This is a genomic window from Ruania albidiflava DSM 18029, assembly GCF_000421225.1.
Lineage (GTDB): Bacteria > Actinomycetota > Actinomycetes > Actinomycetales > Beutenbergiaceae > Ruania > Ruania albidiflava.
Genome location: NZ_ATWL01000010.1, coordinates 112,200 through 126,343, shown reverse-complemented (window position 1 = coordinate 126,343; position 14,144 = coordinate 112,200). Strand labels below are relative to the sequence as shown.

General features: G+C 70.1%; 16 protein-coding genes. 8 read left to right on the top strand and 8 right to left on the bottom strand.

What is annotated here, in order from left to right; genetic code table 11:
- Positions 1-57: 57 nt before the first annotated feature.
- Both K338_RS0112790 and K338_RS24555 read right to left on the bottom strand, forming a co-directional pair.
- Positions 58-888: an NADP-dependent oxidoreductase gene (locus tag K338_RS0112790; protein WP_245542961.1), complete on the bottom strand. Its 831-nt coding sequence runs from the start codon at positions 886-888 to the stop codon at positions 58-60.
- Positions 889-986: 98 nt separating this feature from the next.
- Positions 987-1,622: a DsbA family oxidoreductase gene (locus tag K338_RS24555; RefSeq protein WP_084481133.1), complete on the bottom strand. Its 636-nt coding sequence runs from the start codon at positions 1,620-1,622 to the stop codon at positions 987-989.
- Between the two features lie 90 nt (positions 1,623-1,712).
- Here K338_RS24555 and soxR point away from each other — a divergent pair, with 90 nt between their 5' ends.
- Complete coding sequence (gene soxR, locus K338_RS0112780) at positions 1,713-2,162, top strand: redox-sensitive transcriptional activator SoxR (RefSeq protein ID WP_022918560.1); 450 nt, start codon at positions 1,713-1,715, stop codon at positions 2,160-2,162.
- 106 nt (positions 2,163-2,268) lie between these two features.
- Here the strand turns inward: soxR and msrA are convergent, their stop codons facing one another.
- From msrA to K338_RS0112765, 3 genes are all read right to left on the bottom strand, one after another.
- Entirely contained in the window at positions 2,269-2,958 is a 690-nt protein-coding gene (msrA, locus tag K338_RS0112775) for a peptide-methionine (S)-S-oxide reductase MsrA (protein ID WP_084481130.1), read from the bottom strand.
- Between the two features lie 110 nt (positions 2,959-3,068).
- Positions 3,069-3,323 (bottom strand): hypothetical protein, encoded by a 255-nt coding sequence (locus K338_RS0112770; RefSeq protein WP_022918558.1) that lies wholly within the window; start codon positions 3,321-3,323, stop codon positions 3,069-3,071.
- 83 nt (positions 3,324-3,406) lie between these two features.
- A complete protein-coding gene (locus K338_RS0112765) occupies positions 3,407-4,426 on the bottom strand; it encodes an LLM class flavin-dependent oxidoreductase (RefSeq protein WP_022918557.1) in 1,020 nt (339 codons plus the stop codon).
- Positions 4,427-4,579: 153 nt separating this feature from the next.
- Here K338_RS0112765 and K338_RS0112760 point away from each other — a divergent pair, with 153 nt between their 5' ends.
- Both K338_RS0112760 and ilvA read left to right on the top strand, forming a co-directional pair.
- On the top strand, positions 4,580-5,926 hold the full coding sequence (locus K338_RS0112760) for an AI-2E family transporter (protein ID WP_022918556.1): 1,347 nt from the start codon (positions 4,580-4,582) through the stop codon (positions 5,924-5,926).
- Positions 5,923-7,131 carry a threonine ammonia-lyase gene (gene ilvA, locus K338_RS0112755; RefSeq protein WP_022918555.1) on the top strand — a complete coding sequence of 403 codons (1,209 nt, stop codon included), beginning with the start codon at positions 5,923-5,925 and terminating at the stop codon, positions 7,129-7,131. The genes K338_RS0112760 and ilvA overlap by 4 nt, the downstream gene beginning before the upstream one ends.
- Positions 7,132-7,209: 78 nt before the next feature.
- On the opposite strand, the gene greA is transcribed toward ilvA, so the two are convergent.
- On the bottom strand, positions 7,210-7,689 hold the full coding sequence (gene greA, locus K338_RS0112750; protein ID WP_022918554.1) for a transcription elongation factor GreA: 480 nt from the start codon (positions 7,687-7,689) through the stop codon (positions 7,210-7,212).
- A gap of 236 nt (positions 7,690-7,925) precedes the next feature.
- Between greA and K338_RS0112745 the strand changes: the two genes are divergently transcribed.
- Positions 7,926-9,344, top strand: coding sequence for a hypothetical protein (locus K338_RS0112745; protein WP_022918553.1), 1,419 nt, complete (start codon positions 7,926-7,928; stop codon positions 9,342-9,344).
- Between the two features lie 76 nt (positions 9,345-9,420).
- Here K338_RS0112745 and K338_RS22515 read toward each other — a convergent pair whose 3' ends face one another.
- Positions 9,421-9,846 carry a DUF4307 domain-containing protein gene (locus tag K338_RS22515; RefSeq protein WP_022918552.1) on the bottom strand — a complete coding sequence of 142 codons (426 nt, stop codon included), beginning with the start codon at positions 9,844-9,846 and terminating at the stop codon, positions 9,421-9,423.
- Positions 9,847-9,975: 129 nt separating this feature from the next.
- Between K338_RS22515 and mca the strand changes: the two genes are divergently transcribed.
- The 3 genes from mca to K338_RS0112725 are packed head-to-tail and all read left to right on the top strand — an operon-like array spanning position 9,976 to position 11,986.
- A complete protein-coding gene (gene mca, locus K338_RS0112735; protein WP_027286796.1) occupies positions 9,976-10,821 on the top strand; it encodes a mycothiol conjugate amidase Mca in 846 nt (281 codons plus the stop codon).
- The gene (locus tag K338_RS0112730) at positions 10,818-11,159 is read left to right on the top strand and encodes a hypothetical protein (RefSeq protein WP_022918550.1); all 342 of its coding nucleotides are present in this window, start codon (positions 10,818-10,820) and stop codon (positions 11,157-11,159) included. Before mca ends, K338_RS0112730 begins: the two co-directional genes overlap by 4 nt.
- A complete protein-coding gene (locus K338_RS0112725) occupies positions 11,156-11,986 on the top strand; it encodes a nitrilase-related carbon-nitrogen hydrolase (protein WP_022918549.1) in 831 nt (276 codons plus the stop codon). Before K338_RS0112730 ends, K338_RS0112725 begins: the two co-directional genes overlap by 4 nt.
- Positions 11,987-12,011: 25 nt before the next feature.
- On the opposite strand, the gene trhA is transcribed toward K338_RS0112725, so the two are convergent.
- Positions 12,012-12,713, bottom strand: a complete 702-nt coding sequence (gene trhA / locus K338_RS22510; RefSeq protein ID WP_022918548.1) for a PAQR family membrane homeostasis protein TrhA — start codon at positions 12,711-12,713, stop codon at positions 12,012-12,014.
- A 232-nt stretch (positions 12,714-12,945) separates the two neighbouring features.
- On the opposite strand from trhA, the gene K338_RS0112715 reads away from it, so the two are divergent.
- A complete protein-coding gene (locus K338_RS0112715) occupies positions 12,946-13,707 on the top strand; it encodes an isoprenyl transferase (protein ID WP_022918547.1) in 762 nt (253 codons plus the stop codon).
- Positions 13,708-14,144: the final 437 nt, after the last annotated feature.

Genomic DNA, 14,144 nt, shown 5'->3' with positions numbered 1-14,144 from the left:
TGAATGGCCAGGTTCTCGACGTCCAGAGCTTCTCCCGAGTAGCTGACGAGATGGCCGTCACTGCGCCGGCCGGACGTCGAGGACGACCTTGCCGCGCCCGTGCCCCGACTCGACGTCTCGGTGGGCGTCCGCGACCTGGTCCAGCAGGTAGCGGTCGCGGACGTGGACATGGAGGTCTCCGCGGGCCAGCAGACCCATGAGATCGGCCAGGCGGCGCCCGGAGCGACGGCTTCTCACGATCCGGCAGCCCAGCTCTTGCGCGAGAGGCATGTCCACGATGGTCGCGATCCGGCCGCGATCGGCGACCAGCTCCACCGCCGTGCGCAGGTTCTCGTGTCCGGCTGCGTCGAAGGCGACGTCCACGCGGGGGCTGATATCCCGGATCCTGTCGGTCTGCCCGGGGCCGTACGTGACAGCGGTAGCGCCCAAGCTCTCGAGGTAGCCGTGGTTGGCTTCGCTGGCGGTGCCGATGACGCTCGCGCCGGTGCGGACGGCGAGCTGGGTGAAGATGGTGCCCACCCCGCCGGCGGCACCGTGGACCAGCACCACGTCGCCCGCTCCCACCGCAAGATCCTCGAAGGCCGTGTGTGCGGTCTGTCCGGACGCGGAGAGGGCGCCGGCGGCCTGCCACGAGACCGCCTGCGGTTTGGCGACGATCTGCGCTTGCGGCACTGCCACGTACTCCGCGTAGCAGCCCAGCAGATTGAAGCCCGCCACCGGGTCGCCAGGGCTGAACCCTCGGACCTCGTCTCCCACCTGGTCGATGATGCCGGAGAACTCGTTGCCAAGAATCTGCGGGAATTCGATGGTGGCTCCTGGCGGTGCCCACCCGGCACGGATGGCGGCGTCCGTGACCTGAACTCCCGCGTTCATGACCTGCACCAGCACCTCATCGGCGCTGATCGTCGGCCGGGGTAGTTCTCGAACCCGCAGGACGTCCGCCGGCCCGAACTCGTCGATCGCTGCGGCTCGCATCATCTTGCTCATCACAGAGCTCCTGCCCTGAGGAACTGAGCGAGCTCAGCGGTGGGTGCATGGCCCCGCATGCGCCGACCGTCGGCTGCGACCACCGTGGGGACGGAGCTGACCGACAGTCGTCGGGCTTCGTCAAGATCGTGAGCGATCTCGTCGGTAAAGCGCTCCCGGAGCAGGGCCCGCCGAACATCTGCCTCTTCCAAGCCCCACTGTGATGCCAGCTGGTGCAGGACGTCAGGATCGCCGAGATCCTCGTTACGTTCGAAGTGCGCAGCGAAAGCAGACTCCCAAGCGTCCTCGGCGCGATCGTCGTCCATGGTTTCGGCAGCGAGCTTGAGCAACCGGTGCAACGGGCTGGAGTCGAACATGAGGGCGCTGTCCATCCGGATGCGCAGACCTTCGCTGCGAGCTTCGGCCTCGATGGCCTGCCGCCTGCTGTTCCACTGCTCGTTCGACATCCCCCACTCAGTGGTCGCCACCTGTGCCGTGGGACGCCCTGGGCTCGCCGGTCCCTGTGGTTCGAGGAGGAAGCTGCGCCGACGTACTGTCACTGGTTCGTCGATCATGCTTCTGGCTCGCTGCAGACGCCGCAGTCCGATCCAGCACCACGGGCAGCGTACGTCGGCCCACACATCAACTGTGAGCATGCATCTTCTCCCATCTCATGAAGTTCCCTTGATGTAGAGTCGACTACATCAAGGGAACTTCATGTCAAGAGGTCGTGGGAGGGCGCACTGGTGGCTCAGATTCACGAGGACGTCGTCTGGTTGAAGCCCGGCCAGGTCGCTGAGCGAGCGGGTCTGGCTGTCTCCACGCTGCACTACTACGAGTCGCTGGGCCTCATCCGTAGCCGACGAACGGCAGGAAATCGCCGCGAGTACCGTCGCGACACCCTCAGAGTGCTTGCCTTCATCCGAGCGTCACAACGGGTGGGCATCTCCCTGGACCGCATCAAGGATGCGCTCGATCAGCTTCCCGAAGAAGGGCTGCCCACCAAGAAGGACTGGGCTCGGATCTCGCGTCAGTGGCGCGAGGATCTCAACGACCGGATCGAATATCTCACCGCACTGCGCGACCGGTTCTCGAACTGCATCGGCTGCGGTTGCCTCTCTCTGAAGTCTTGCCCCTACTCCAACCCCGACGACATCCTTGGCACCCAGGGCCAAGGAGCGCTCCGATTCCCCTGACGAGTTCGGCAGTGTTGCCATGCGAGCCGCATCAGTCGTGTTATGAGCTACGTGCGCAATGCGGGCTGAGCTGCTCGCCAGCTGTGGCGCGCCCTCGCGCGTGCTCCTACTCCCGGCCGAGCACCGACTCCTGGCTGGGCAGCTCGTCCTGGCGCAGCACGCCGACCGGGCAGGTCATCCCGTTCGGTCCGTGGTTGCAGTAGCCGCCCGGGTTCTTGTGCAGGTACTGCTGGTGGTAGTCCTCGGCGTAGTAGAACTCTCCGGCCGGGGCCAGCTCGGTGGTGATCTCACCGAAGCCGCTGTCGTGAGCGACGGCGTTCATCGCCTCCCGGGTGGCCCGCACCAGCTCCTCGTCCGCCGGGTCGCTCCAGTAGATCGCCGAGCGGTACTGGGTGCCGCGGTCGTTGCCCTGCCGGAACCCCTGGGTCGGGTCGTGGTTCTCCCAGAACTCCTTGAGCAGGTGCTCCAGGTCGGTCGCCTGCGGGTCGTAGACCACCTGCACCGCCTCGGTGTGCCCGGTCAGGCCCGTGCACACCTCCTCGTAGGCGGGGTTCGGGGTGTAGCCCCCCATGTACCCCACTGCTGTGCTGATCACCCCGGGGGCGCGCCAGAAGATCCGCTCCGCACCCCAGAAGCAGCCCATCGCCACGTACACCGTGCGGCTGCCCTCCGGCCACGGTCCCTGCATCGGGGTGCCGAGCACCGCGTGCGTGGCTGGTACGGGCATCGGCTCCTCCCGGCCGGGGAGCGCATCCTCGGCGGCGACCATCGCGTGACTCATCCTCATGCCGAACATCTGCCTGACTCCCTGGCGCTGGTAGAACGGTGACGGTCCTGCGCGAGACGCGCTCCGCCGTCATCGACAACGCTACGCCTGGTTGTGGTGTTCCGGCCGCGCCAGAGCGCTCAGCCGTGGACGGCGTGCCTGGCCAGGAACTGCGCAGGCTTCAGCAGCAGGCGTGGTTCGGCCACGCGCAGCAGCCGGACGGCCTCGACCTCCGAGACCGGGCCCGGACGCCCGGCGAGCACCTCGCGCGCCCAGGCCAGCGCCGGCTCTGGTGGCTGGCCACCGCGTGGCACCTCGCCACCGAACAGCGCCGCCAGCCTCAGCCGCGGGTCCTCCCGATCGCCGAGCAGCAACGCAGCGAAGCGGCTCTGCACGAGTGCCTCCTGATAGTTGCGTGCCCTTGAGCGTAGGCGCCCACGATGCCCCGGACCTCCTCGGCGCGGGGGATTCCGCAGCGTCAGCGCCAGCCGAGCTCAGGTGCCACGTGCTGCAGCACGCTCGCGAGCACGTGCGCGTTGTAGTCCACGCCCAGCTGGTTCGGCACGGTGAGCAGCAGGCTGTCCGCCGCTGCCACCGCCTCGTCCTTGGCCAGCTCGGCGACCAGCTGGTCCGGCTCACCGGCGTAGGACTTGCCGAACCGGGCCAGACCGCCCTCCAGCTGGCCGACCTGGTCGCTGCTGTGCTGGTCGCGCCAGAACAGCTGCCGGTCGAGATCGGTGACCAGCGGGAAGATCGACCGGCTCACCGAGACCCGCGGCTGCCAGTCGTGCCCGGCTGCCGCCCACGCATCGCGGAACCGCTGGATCTGCTCGGCCTGCAGCTGGTGGAACGGTCTGCCGGTGTCCTCGGTGAGCAGTGTGGAGCTCATCAGGTTCAGCCCCTGCTGGGCGGTCCACTCGGCGGTCGCACGTGAGCCGGCACCCCACCAGATGCGCCGCCGCAGGCCGGGGGAGTGCGGTTCGATGCGCAGCTTGCCCGGCGGGTTGGGGAACATCGGCCGCGGGTTCGGCTCGGCGAACTTCTCGCCCTCGATCACCTCGAGGAACCGGGCAGCGTGCCGGCGGGCCAGGTCCGCGTCTGTCTCGCCCTCGGCCGGCACATGGCCGAAGTACTCATAACCCCGGACCACCTGCTCCGGTGAGCCGCGGCTGATGCCCAGCTGCAGCCGTCCGCCGGCGATCACGTCCGCTGCGCCGGCATCCTCGGCCATGTACAGCGGGTTCTCGTACCGCATGTCGATCACACCGGTGCCGATCTCGATCCGCTCGGTACGTGCACCGATCGCGGCCAGCAGCGGGAACGGGGAGCCGAGCTGACGGGCGAAGTGGTGCACCCGGAAGTAGGCACCGTCCGCGCCCAGCTCCTCGGCCGCCACCGCGAGCTCGATCGACTGCACCAGGGCGTCCCGGGCGGAGCGCACCATCGACTGCGGGTGGTCCGTCCAGTGCCCGAAGGACAGGAAACCGATGTTCTTCACCTCTGCCTCAACGCTTCCTCCGGTGGCGTATTCCAGATCCAGCGGCGAGCTGCTGGCCCCGCTCGTCCGGCAAGCGCGACCTGAGCCCCGGGCGTCGCCTGGTGAAACCGCCTGCGCCAGGTACGCTGAACCCAGTCCAGGGAGGGTGGTGCGATGCGCAGGGACGAGTCAGCACCGGACGAGGGCCACGGCTCCGGCCGGGCCCGGCCGGAGCAGCCGGAGGCAGGCCCCGACGAGGCCGTTCGCAGCGACGGTGCGACTGCCGCCGGGCAGGAGCGGACCGGGCCGGCCGGTGGCGCCGGCACCGATGCCGACGACGTCACCCTCAGCGCCGCTGCGGCGCTCGCCGCCGAACAGCAGGGCGACGAGGACGGTGAGCTGATCGCCGTGGTCGAGTCCGACCAGCAGCGGTCACCGGTCACCCCGGCAGTGCGCGGGATGGCGGCGTGGTCCTGGCGCTTCCTGGTGATCGTGCTGGCGGCCGCAGTGGCGATCGTCGGGCTGATCCAGATCAAGACCGTGGTGGTGCCGATCCTGGTCGCAGCGCTGCTCACTGCGCTCCTGGTGCCCGTGGTGAACTGGTTGCAGCGGCATCGCATCCCCCGAGCTGCCGGAGCGGGGCTCACGATGCTCGGTTCGATCATCCTGCTCAGCGGGCTGCTCACCCTGGCTGGTGCCTCGATCGGGTCGGGGATCAAGGACCTGGCCGACACCGCCTGGCAAGGCTTCCAGGAACTGCTCAGCTGGCTGTCCACCGGTCCGCTGCAGCTCAGCCAGGATGACATCGACACCTACGTGCAGCAGATCCAGCAGCAGCTGGAGTCCAACGCGGAGACGATCGCCGCCGGAGCATTGTCCGTGGGCACCTCGGTGGGCCATGTGTTCGCCGGCTCGCTGATCACCTTGTTCTGCTTGTTCTTCTTCCTCAAGGACGGCTCGCTGATCTGGCACTGGCTGGTGGGCTTGTTCCCGCTGACCGCCAGGAACCGGGTGGACGTGGCCGGACAGAAGGCCTGGACCAGCCTCGGCAGCTACGCGCGCACCCAGGTGATGGTGGCCTTCATCGACGGTCTGGGCATCGGCGTCGGCGCCTGGCTGCTCGGTGTACCGCTTGCGCTGCCGCTCGGGGTGCTGGTGTTCGTCGGTTCGTTCATCCCGATCGTGGGTGCCGTGGTCACCGGGTCGGTGGCGGTAGCCGTGGCACTGGTCGACCAGGGCGTGTGGATCGCGGTGGCGATGCTCGGCGTGGTGCTGCTGGTGCAGCAGGCGGAGAGCCACCTGCTGCAGCCGCTGCTGATGAGCCGTGCGCTGAAGCTGCACCCGGTGGCGGTCCTCTTGGCCGTGGCGACCGGCACGATCGTCGGCGGGATCGTAGGTGCCCTGTTCGCAGTGCCGGTGATCGCCGTGGCGAATACGGTGCTGCACTACCTCAACGGCGGGCGAGACCCGCACCGCGAGGTGCCCCGGCTGATCCAACGCGTGCGAGCCAGACGTACATGAGCCTGACCCTCGAGGCTGTGCAGGCGGCAGCCGACGCGCTGCGCGGGGTGGTGCAGCGCACGCCGGTGCAGTACAGCCGCGCCCTCAGCGAGATCGCCGGGGCGGAGGTGTGGCTCAAGTGCGAGAACCTGCAGACCGGCGGGTCGTTCAAGATCCGCGGCTCCTACACCCGGATGTCCCGGCTCAGCCAGGAGCAGCAACGCGCCGGGGTGCTCGCCGCCAGCGCCGGAAACCACGCCCAGGGTGTGGCGTTGGCCGCTCGGATGCTCGGCATCTCCGCCACCATCTACATGCCCGAGGGTGCTGCGTTGCCCAAGCTGGCCGCCACCCGCGGATATGGCGCCCAGGTGCGACTGCACGGGCGCACTGTCGACGAAGCGCTCGCCGAGGCCCGCGCCGAGGCGGAGCGCACCGGGCAGGTGGTGATCCACCCGTTCGACCACGAGGACATCGTGATCGGACAGGCCACGCTCGCGCTCGAGGTGGCCGAGCAGGTGCCCACAGCGCGCACTGTGGTGGTGCCCACCGGTGGCGGTGGCCTGCTCGCCGGCGTCGCCGCCGCGACGCACGCCACGCTCGGCCCGCACGTGCAGGTGGTCGGCGTGCAGGCGGAGGGCGCGGCCGCCTACCCGGCCTCCCTGGCCGCCGGGCGTCCGGTGCCGTTGACGACGATGCACACCATGGCCGACGGGATCGCCATCGGCAGGCCCGGAGTCGTGCCACTGCAGCTCGTGCGCGAGCACGTGCACCGGGTGGACACGGTCAGCGAGGAGGACCTCTCCCGGGCGCTGCTGGTGCTCACCGAACGCGCCAAGCTCGTGGTCGAACCCTCCGGCGCCGCCGGGGTGGCCGAGCTGATGCGCCGCCCCGGCGGCTGGGACGGGCCGGTGGTGGTGATCCTCTCCGGTGGGAACGTGGACCCGCTGGTGCTGATGAAGGTGCTCCGCCATGGCATGTCCGCCGCCGGCCGGTACCTGCAGTTCAAGGTGCGGGTACCGGACACCCCGGGCAACCTTGCCGCACTGCTGGCCCGCCTGGCCGACCTGGATGCCAACGTGCTGGAGATCGCCCACGCACGCACCGCCGTCGAGCTGGCCGTGGACGAGGTGGACATCGCCGTGCAGTGCGAGACGAAGGGACCGGAGCACTGCTCCGAGGTGCTCGCCGCACTGGAGCAGGCCGACTACTGCGTGCTGCCCGCCTGAACGTGCCCGTCTGCGGGTGCGCCCAGACGCCGGTGCCCGCCGGACCGAGGGTCAGGCGGGCACCGCGAAGCGTGCGGGTCAGCCGTCGTAGGGCGTGGCCTTGAGGATCTTCGCCTGGAGCGACTTCCCGTTCGGGGTGGTGTACTCGGCGGTCTCGCCGACCTTGCGGTCCAGGATGGCGGCACCGAGCGGCGAACCGGAGGAGTAGACGTCCAGGTCGGTGTCCCCGGCGACCTCGCGGGAACCGAGCAGGAAGGTGATCTCCTCGCCGGCCAGCGAGACCGTCACCACCATGCCAGGCTCGACCACACCGTCGTCGGCCGGCGGTTCCCCCACCTGCGCGTTGCGCAGCAGCTCGTCCAGCTGCCGGATCCGGGCCTCCTGCTTGGCCTGCTCCTCGCGGGCCGCGTGGTAACCGCCGTTCTCCTTCAGGTCGCCTTCCTCACGGGCAGCCTCGATCTTGTCGGCGATGTCGGTCCGGCCCACACCGACGAGGTGGTCGTACTCGGCCTTCAGGCGGTCATAGGAATCCTGAGTGAGCCATGTGGTTTCGGACACGAGTCCTCCTTCGTTTCGTCATGCCGCCCGCCGGCTGCGACGGCGCAAGCTCGGGTGGGTGCGGGAAAGTTCCGGTCCCCGGGCTGGCTACCGATGCGGCCGCGCCGGGGCGGCGGAAACAGCCATCATACCGATCGAGCGACGCTGATGGTCAACGTCATTCCTCGCTGAGCGCAATTCTACGCTCCGCACGATGGTTATGCTCACCTGGGCGAGAATGCTCAGGTGAGGACACGATGACGGGTGAGGAACCGGCGGCGCTGCCCCGCCCGCGGTGGCGCCGGGTGGCTGCAACCGCGCTCGTGGTGCTCGCCGTGGCTGCGGTCGTGCTCGGTGGGCTGCGCTACCTGCCCGTGCTGATCAGCGGCAGCACGGAGGCTCACCCAGTGCCCACTCCCGTGGTCACCCAGGTTCCGCAACCGACCGCGAGCACGCCAGAGGTCAGCGGAGGGGACGCACCCTTCACCGCCGACAGGTTCCTGGCCACGTTGAACCAGGCACTGGCCGAGGTGGACCGGCAGGCCTTCTTCGCCCAGGTGGGCCCCGGTGCCGCGGACGGGGCGAACCTGTGGTGGGACAACATGATGGCCCTGGGGATGAGCGGCGGCGGTCTCTCCGTGGAGTCCGGGACGCTGGAGAGCCTCGGACCCGGTGGATCGGCTGACCTGACCATCCGGCTCGGTGCCATCACGCCGGGTACCCCGCAGGCGGGAGCGACCACCGACTACGCCGAAGCCGGCGACTACCTGCTCGCCGCCGCCCAGTACCGGATCACGGTCTCGGTGACCCCGGGCGGCGAAGGCCAGATCACCGGGTGGCAGACCACAGAGCCGGTCAAGCCCTGGGATGCCGGCCCGCTGCGGGCCAGCCACACCGACCACGTGCTGGTGGCGGTGGCTGACTCCGAGGCGCACCTGCTGGAGGAGCTGGGCGGGGAGCTGGAGGAACCAGCATCCTGGGTGCTGCAGCGGTACGCGGATGCCACCGGCAGGGCACCGGTGGACCGGTTCACCGTCTTCCTCACCGAGGACGAGGACCGCGCCGGTACCTGGTTCGACACCGGCGGCAGCAACGAGCAGCTCGCCGGCTTCACCATCCCGCTGCTGCGCCTCGAGCCCGCCCCCGGTCTGGACCCGCAGATCGCCACCGAGCCCGCCACCGGTGCGGCCACCCCCTGGGGCTCCAGCGTGGTCACGGTCGGACCGGAGGGGCTCACCTCCACCGAGGCGTTACGGTCCCTGGCCGCCCACGAGCTCACCCACGCCGTAGCCTTCGCCTGGCTGCCCGTCCCGGAGAACCGCTCCCGGGTGGTCAGCGAGGGGTGGGCCGAGTACAGCCAGGAGCTGTGGGACTCCGACGGCTCCTTCGCCCCACCTGGCTCCTGGCGGGCCGAACGGATCACCGAGTGCCTGGCCGACGGCTGGGACTATCCCACCGACGCCGACTTCGACACTCCCGGTGAGGAGATCCTCTGTGCCTACGCACTCAGCGCCAGCGTATACGGCTACGCCGAGACGATCGGGCTGGACCCGTTCGAGCTCGCCCGCCGTGCCCGGAGCACGGGAGCGTCCCTGGGTGAGGTGAGCCGGCAGCTCGACGGGCGGCCCCTGACGCAGGAGGGCTGGGCGGACTGGGTGGGTTCGACCTACGGGTGAGTCTGGTCACCACCCACCTGACCGAGGCAGACGGCGTGAGCTACGCGCCCCCGCAGATCATCCCGGGCCTGCCGGTTCAGTCGACCAGGCGGCACTCGCGGATCACTCCCGTGGTGGCCAGCTCAGTGGTAGCGATGTCGGCGGAGATCCGGGTGGTGTGGCGGTCCTGCGGGCCGATGGTCACGTCGACGATGCCGGCCTGCCCGTAGCCCTCGGTCAGCGCTTCCAGCGTGCAGGTGGCGGTGGCCTCCTCCGGCTTGGTGACGTCGAAGATCACGTGCACCCGGGAGTCGTCTACCACGTCGAAGCCCACCTGGCTGGCGGTCGCGTCCGGTTCGAAGAACCCGATGCCGATCATCACCAGCGCGGCCACCCCGACCGCTGCGAGCCCGCCGGCAGTGAACCAGAGGGCGCGGCGGCGCCGCCGCGCGGGGACAGGGGCGCCGTACCGCTCGGCGAGCACCTGGGCCGTGCGGTCGGAGGGGGTCGTCGAGTCCACCACGCGTGACATCCTTAGACTGGACCTGTCTGACGGACGCGATCTGCCTCGTCGGCGAGCGTCCGTCCCTATTGTCACACTCCCACGATCCCCAGGAGATCCTCAGTGGCCGGCGCACAGGAACTGCGGCTGATGGCCGTGCACGCCCACCCCGACGACGAGTCGAGCAAGGGAGCGGCAACGATGGCCCGGTACGCCGCCGAAGGCGTCCAGGTACTGGTGGTCACCTGCACCGGCGGTGAGCGCGGCGACATCCTCAACCCCCGGTTGCAGGGCGACCCGGAGGTGCTGCGGGACATGCCCGGGTTCCGGCGCCGAGAGATGGCTGCTGCTGCCGATGCGCTCGGCATCTCCCAGCAGTGGCTCGGGTTCGTGGACTCCGGGCTGCCCGAAGGTGACCCGCTGCCGCCGCTGCCCCCCGGCTGCTTCGCTCTGGAACCGTTGGAGGTGGCCACCGAGGCGCTGGTGCGGGTGGTGCGCGAGTTCCGCCCGCAGGTGATGACCACCTACAACGAGAACGGTGGCTACCCACACCCGGACCACGTGATGACGCACAAGGTGTCGGTGGCAGCGTTCGACGCTGCTGCCGATCCCGACGCCTTCCCCACGGCCGGCCCGGCCTGGGAGGTGTCCAAGCTGTACTACGACCACGGCTTCTCCCGCAGCCGCATCCGGGCGCTGCACGAGGCGTTGGTCGAGGCGGGCAGGCAGTCGCCGTACGCTGACTGGATGGACCGCTGGGACCGCGACGACCGGGCGGAGAAGGTGACCACCCGGATCGAGTGCGCCGACTACTTCGACCAGCGGGACCGGGCGTTGCTGGCGCATGCCACCCAGATCGACCCGGACGGCTTCTTCTTCGCCGTGCCTCGGGACATCGAGAAGGTCGCCTGGCCGGTGGAGGAGTTCGAGCTGGCCCAGTCCCGGGTGGACGTGCAGACTCCGGAGGACGACCTGTTCCACGGGGTCCGGCGATGAGCGCGGCGGTGCTGCTCACCCGGCCGCTGGTCCTGGCCGGCGGTATCGACCCGGAGGACGCCAGCCCCGGCATCGGTGCGTTCATCGCCTTCCTCGTCCTGGCGGTGATGATCGTGCTGCTCGCCTGGTCCTTCACCCGGCACCAGCGCAGGATCCAGGCGAACGCCGCGGCCCGTGAGCAGCAGCGGCAGGAGGCCGAGACCGAGCACGGGGCGTCCGACGCCAGCGGTGCCGGGTCGACCGCCACCGGTACGGAGCCGGGCGACCCGCCCCCGGCAGGGTCCCCGGAGGTGCCGGATCGCTCCACGACCGACGAGGGCGGCGGGAGAACGCGATGAGGCTCCCGGTCGCTGTCGTGCAGCTAGCCGCCGGAGCTGACGCCGCCGCGGCCGCCGAGCGCAGCGCGGCCGCCGTGCGGGACGCTGCCCGTGGAGGTGCCCACCTGGTGGTGCTGCCCGAGTATGCCTCCGGCTGGGCGCCGCGCCTCACCCGCGAGCTCGCACAACCGCGGGACGGGCTGTTCCTGACCGCTGTGCGCGCCGCAGCGGCCGAGGTCGGCGTCTGGGTGGTCGCCGGCACGATGGTGCCCACCGGTGCCCAGGGACGGTGCGAGAACCTCGCCGTGCTGGTCGGCCCGGACGGGCAGGTGGTGGGGGAGTATCGCAAGGTGCACCTGTTCGATGCCTTCGGGGTCCGTGAGTCAGACCTGCTCGACGGCGGTCCTCCCGGGGCGGGCAACCTGCTCACCGCCGAGGTCGGCGGGCTGCGCATCGGGGTGGCTACGTGTTACGACCTGCGCTTCCCCGAGATCTTCCGGCTCCTCGCCGACTCCGGCGTGCAGGTGCTGGTGGTGATCGCCGCCTGGGCGGACGGGCCGGGCAAGGTCGAGCAGCTCGAGGTGCTCGCCCGCTCCCGTGCGCTGGAGAACACCAGCTACCTGCTGCTGGCTAGCCAGCCCGGCGAGGGGCGGGTCGGCCGGTCTGCAGTGATCAGCCCGTGGGGAACAGTGATCGACCAGGGTGCCGCCAACGATGCGGTGATCCTGCACTCGGAGCTGGATGCGGATGCTGTGGCCCAGGCACGCACCACCCTGCCCAGCCTCATCCACCGTCAGTTCCACGTGGTGCCCGGGGCGCCGGGGTCGCTCGAGCCGCTCGAGCGCTGAGCGGCGTGCGGCAGGCTAGGCGGGGCTAGGTGCTGAACGCGGCCAGGTAGATCGCCGCTGCATGGCAGCCGTAGCCGATCACCGTGCCGGTGTGGAAGATCTCGTGGAACCCGAACCAGCCCGGCACCGGGTTGGGCCGCTTGACCCCGTAGGCCACCGCCCCGAGGGTGTATCCGAGGCCGCCGATGATCACCAGCAGCGCGATCGCTGGTCCGCCGGAGGACCAGAACGCCGGCAGGAAGCCGACCGCCACCCACCCGAGGGCGATGTAGATCGGCACGTACAGCCACCGCGGTGCGGACAACCAGAAGACCCTGGCCAGCAGCCCGAGCACCGCCCCGCCCCAGACCAGCCAGAGCAGCAGCCGCGCCGTGCCCTCGGGCAGCAGCAGTGCTGCCAGCGGTGTGTAGGTGCCGGCGATCACCAGGAAGATGTTCGAGTGGTCCAGGCGCCGGAGCACGGCGGTCGCCTGCGGGGACCAAGTACCCCGGTGGTACACGGCGCTGGTGCCGAACAGGATGATCGTCGCGGCTCCGAAGATCGCCGTGGTGACCTTCCCGGTCAGCGTCGGTGCACCGATCACCAGCACCAGGGCGACCATCAGCGACAGCGGCGCCATCACGGCGTGGATCCAGCCGCGCAGTCGGGGTTTCGGCGGCGTCTGGGCCACCGCCTCGTCCACCGCATCGGCGCTGGCTACGGCAGTGTGCGGGCGGGGGTTGGGCATGACGCCTCCTGTGCTGAGACCCGGCTACGGGATGCTGGCCCGGCGACGGGATTCCTACGCCATCGTAAGTTACGCACTCGTAGGTGTGCCACCGTTCGTGTAGAGAAGATGTGTGGGCTCGGTGCAACCGGCCCGAACGCTGCCGTGGCCGTGGCTCTGGGGACTACGGTGGCAACCGACCCGCGCGCACCCGCGGGCCGCTGTTGCTGCTCGCACCACCCCAGGAGGCTCGATGCGCCCACCCGCGTTCCTGTACGGGTTGTACGAGCGACGGCTCACCCGGGCACTGCAGGGTGCACAGCTCCCGCACCACGTGGGTCTGATGCTGGACGGCAACCGGCGCTGGGCACGCTCGGCCGGTCTGGCCACGGCCCAGGGTCACCAGGCCGGAGCAGACCGGATCGCCGACCTGCTCGGCTGGTGCGAGGACGTGGGCATCGAACGGGTGACGTTGTGGATGCTCTCCACCGACAACCTGCGCCGGGACGAGCGCGAGGTCGCCGACCTGCTGGAGATCATCGCAGCCACGGTCGCCAAGCTGGCCACCACCCGGCGGTGGCGGCTGCAGCTGGTCGGCGAGCTGCACCTGCTGCCGGCCGAGATCGCCGACCGGCTGCGCGCCGCAGAGGAGCTCACCAGCGACGTGGCCGGACTGCACGTGAACATCGCCGTAGGCTACGGCGGTCGGCACGAGATCGCTGGGGCAGTGCGCTCCCTGATCGCCGAGTACGTCGCTGCGGGCAGGACGCTCGAGGAGATCGGCGAGTCGATCACGGTGGAGCACATCGCCGAGCACCTGTACACCAAGGGGCAGCCCGACCCGGACCTGGTGATCCGCACCTCGGGGGAGCAGCGCTTGGGCGGGTTCCTGCTCTGGCAGAGCGCGCACAGCGAGTTCTACTTCTGCGAAGCGTTCTGGCCGGACTTCCGCCGCGTGGACTTCCTGCGCGCCCTGCGCGACTACGCCGGCCGAGAACGCCGCATGGGCCGCTGACGGCGAAGCTCACCGTGGTCGGCCCGCGCACCGGGGTCTTGGGGGTGAACGGGCGATGAACATCTCGTGTGATCTGCGCCACGCCCGAGCGCGTGCGCGCCAACGCGCTCTGCGCGTCGTACGTTGAGGCCATCGGGTGGCAGCCCTGCCACCCACCGGAAGGCCAGCCCATGGAACTCGACTTGTGGGTGAGGGGCCGCCGGCCCCTCGGGCCGACGGTCCGCACCCCGCACTCACCGCGGCCCCGCCGCCGGCGAGTGCGGCCGACCAGCAGGAGCTAGCCGTGCGTCGTGAGTCCCTCACCACCTCCACGCCGTCCGACGTCGGGACGGGGACCGGTCCGGGAGGTGAGGAGCTCACCGGCCCCGCTCCTGGTGCCCCCGACGGTCGCCGCACCTATGTGCTGGACACCTCGGTGCTGCTGTCCGACCCGCGGG

Coding starts and splice junctions, on each gene's coding strand:
- K338_RS24555 (WP_084481133.1), bottom strand. CDS start 1,622: ATGCTCACAGTTGATGTGTGGGCCGACGTACGCTGCCCGTGGTGCTGG.
- msrA (WP_084481130.1), bottom strand. CDS start 2,958: ATGTTCGGCATGAGGATGAGTCACGCGATGGTCGCCGCCGAGGATGCG.
- K338_RS0112760 (WP_022918556.1), top strand. CDS start 4,580: ATGCGCAGGGACGAGTCAGCACCGGACGAGGGCCACGGCTCCGGCCGG.
- ilvA (WP_022918555.1), top strand. CDS start 5,923: ATGAGCCTGACCCTCGAGGCTGTGCAGGCGGCAGCCGACGCGCTGCGC.
- K338_RS0112745 (WP_022918553.1), top strand. CDS start 7,926: ATGACGGGTGAGGAACCGGCGGCGCTGCCCCGCCCGCGGTGGCGCCGG.
- mca (WP_027286796.1), top strand. CDS start 9,976: ATGGCCGTGCACGCCCACCCCGACGACGAGTCGAGCAAGGGAGCGGCA.
- K338_RS0112730 (WP_022918550.1), top strand. CDS start 10,818: ATGAGCGCGGCGGTGCTGCTCACCCGGCCGCTGGTCCTGGCCGGCGGT.
- K338_RS0112725 (WP_022918549.1), top strand. CDS start 11,156: ATGAGGCTCCCGGTCGCTGTCGTGCAGCTAGCCGCCGGAGCTGACGCC.
- trhA (WP_022918548.1), bottom strand. CDS start 12,713: ATGCCCAACCCCCGCCCGCACACTGCCGTAGCCAGCGCCGATGCGGTG.
- K338_RS0112715 (WP_022918547.1), top strand. CDS start 12,946: ATGCGCCCACCCGCGTTCCTGTACGGGTTGTACGAGCGACGGCTCACC.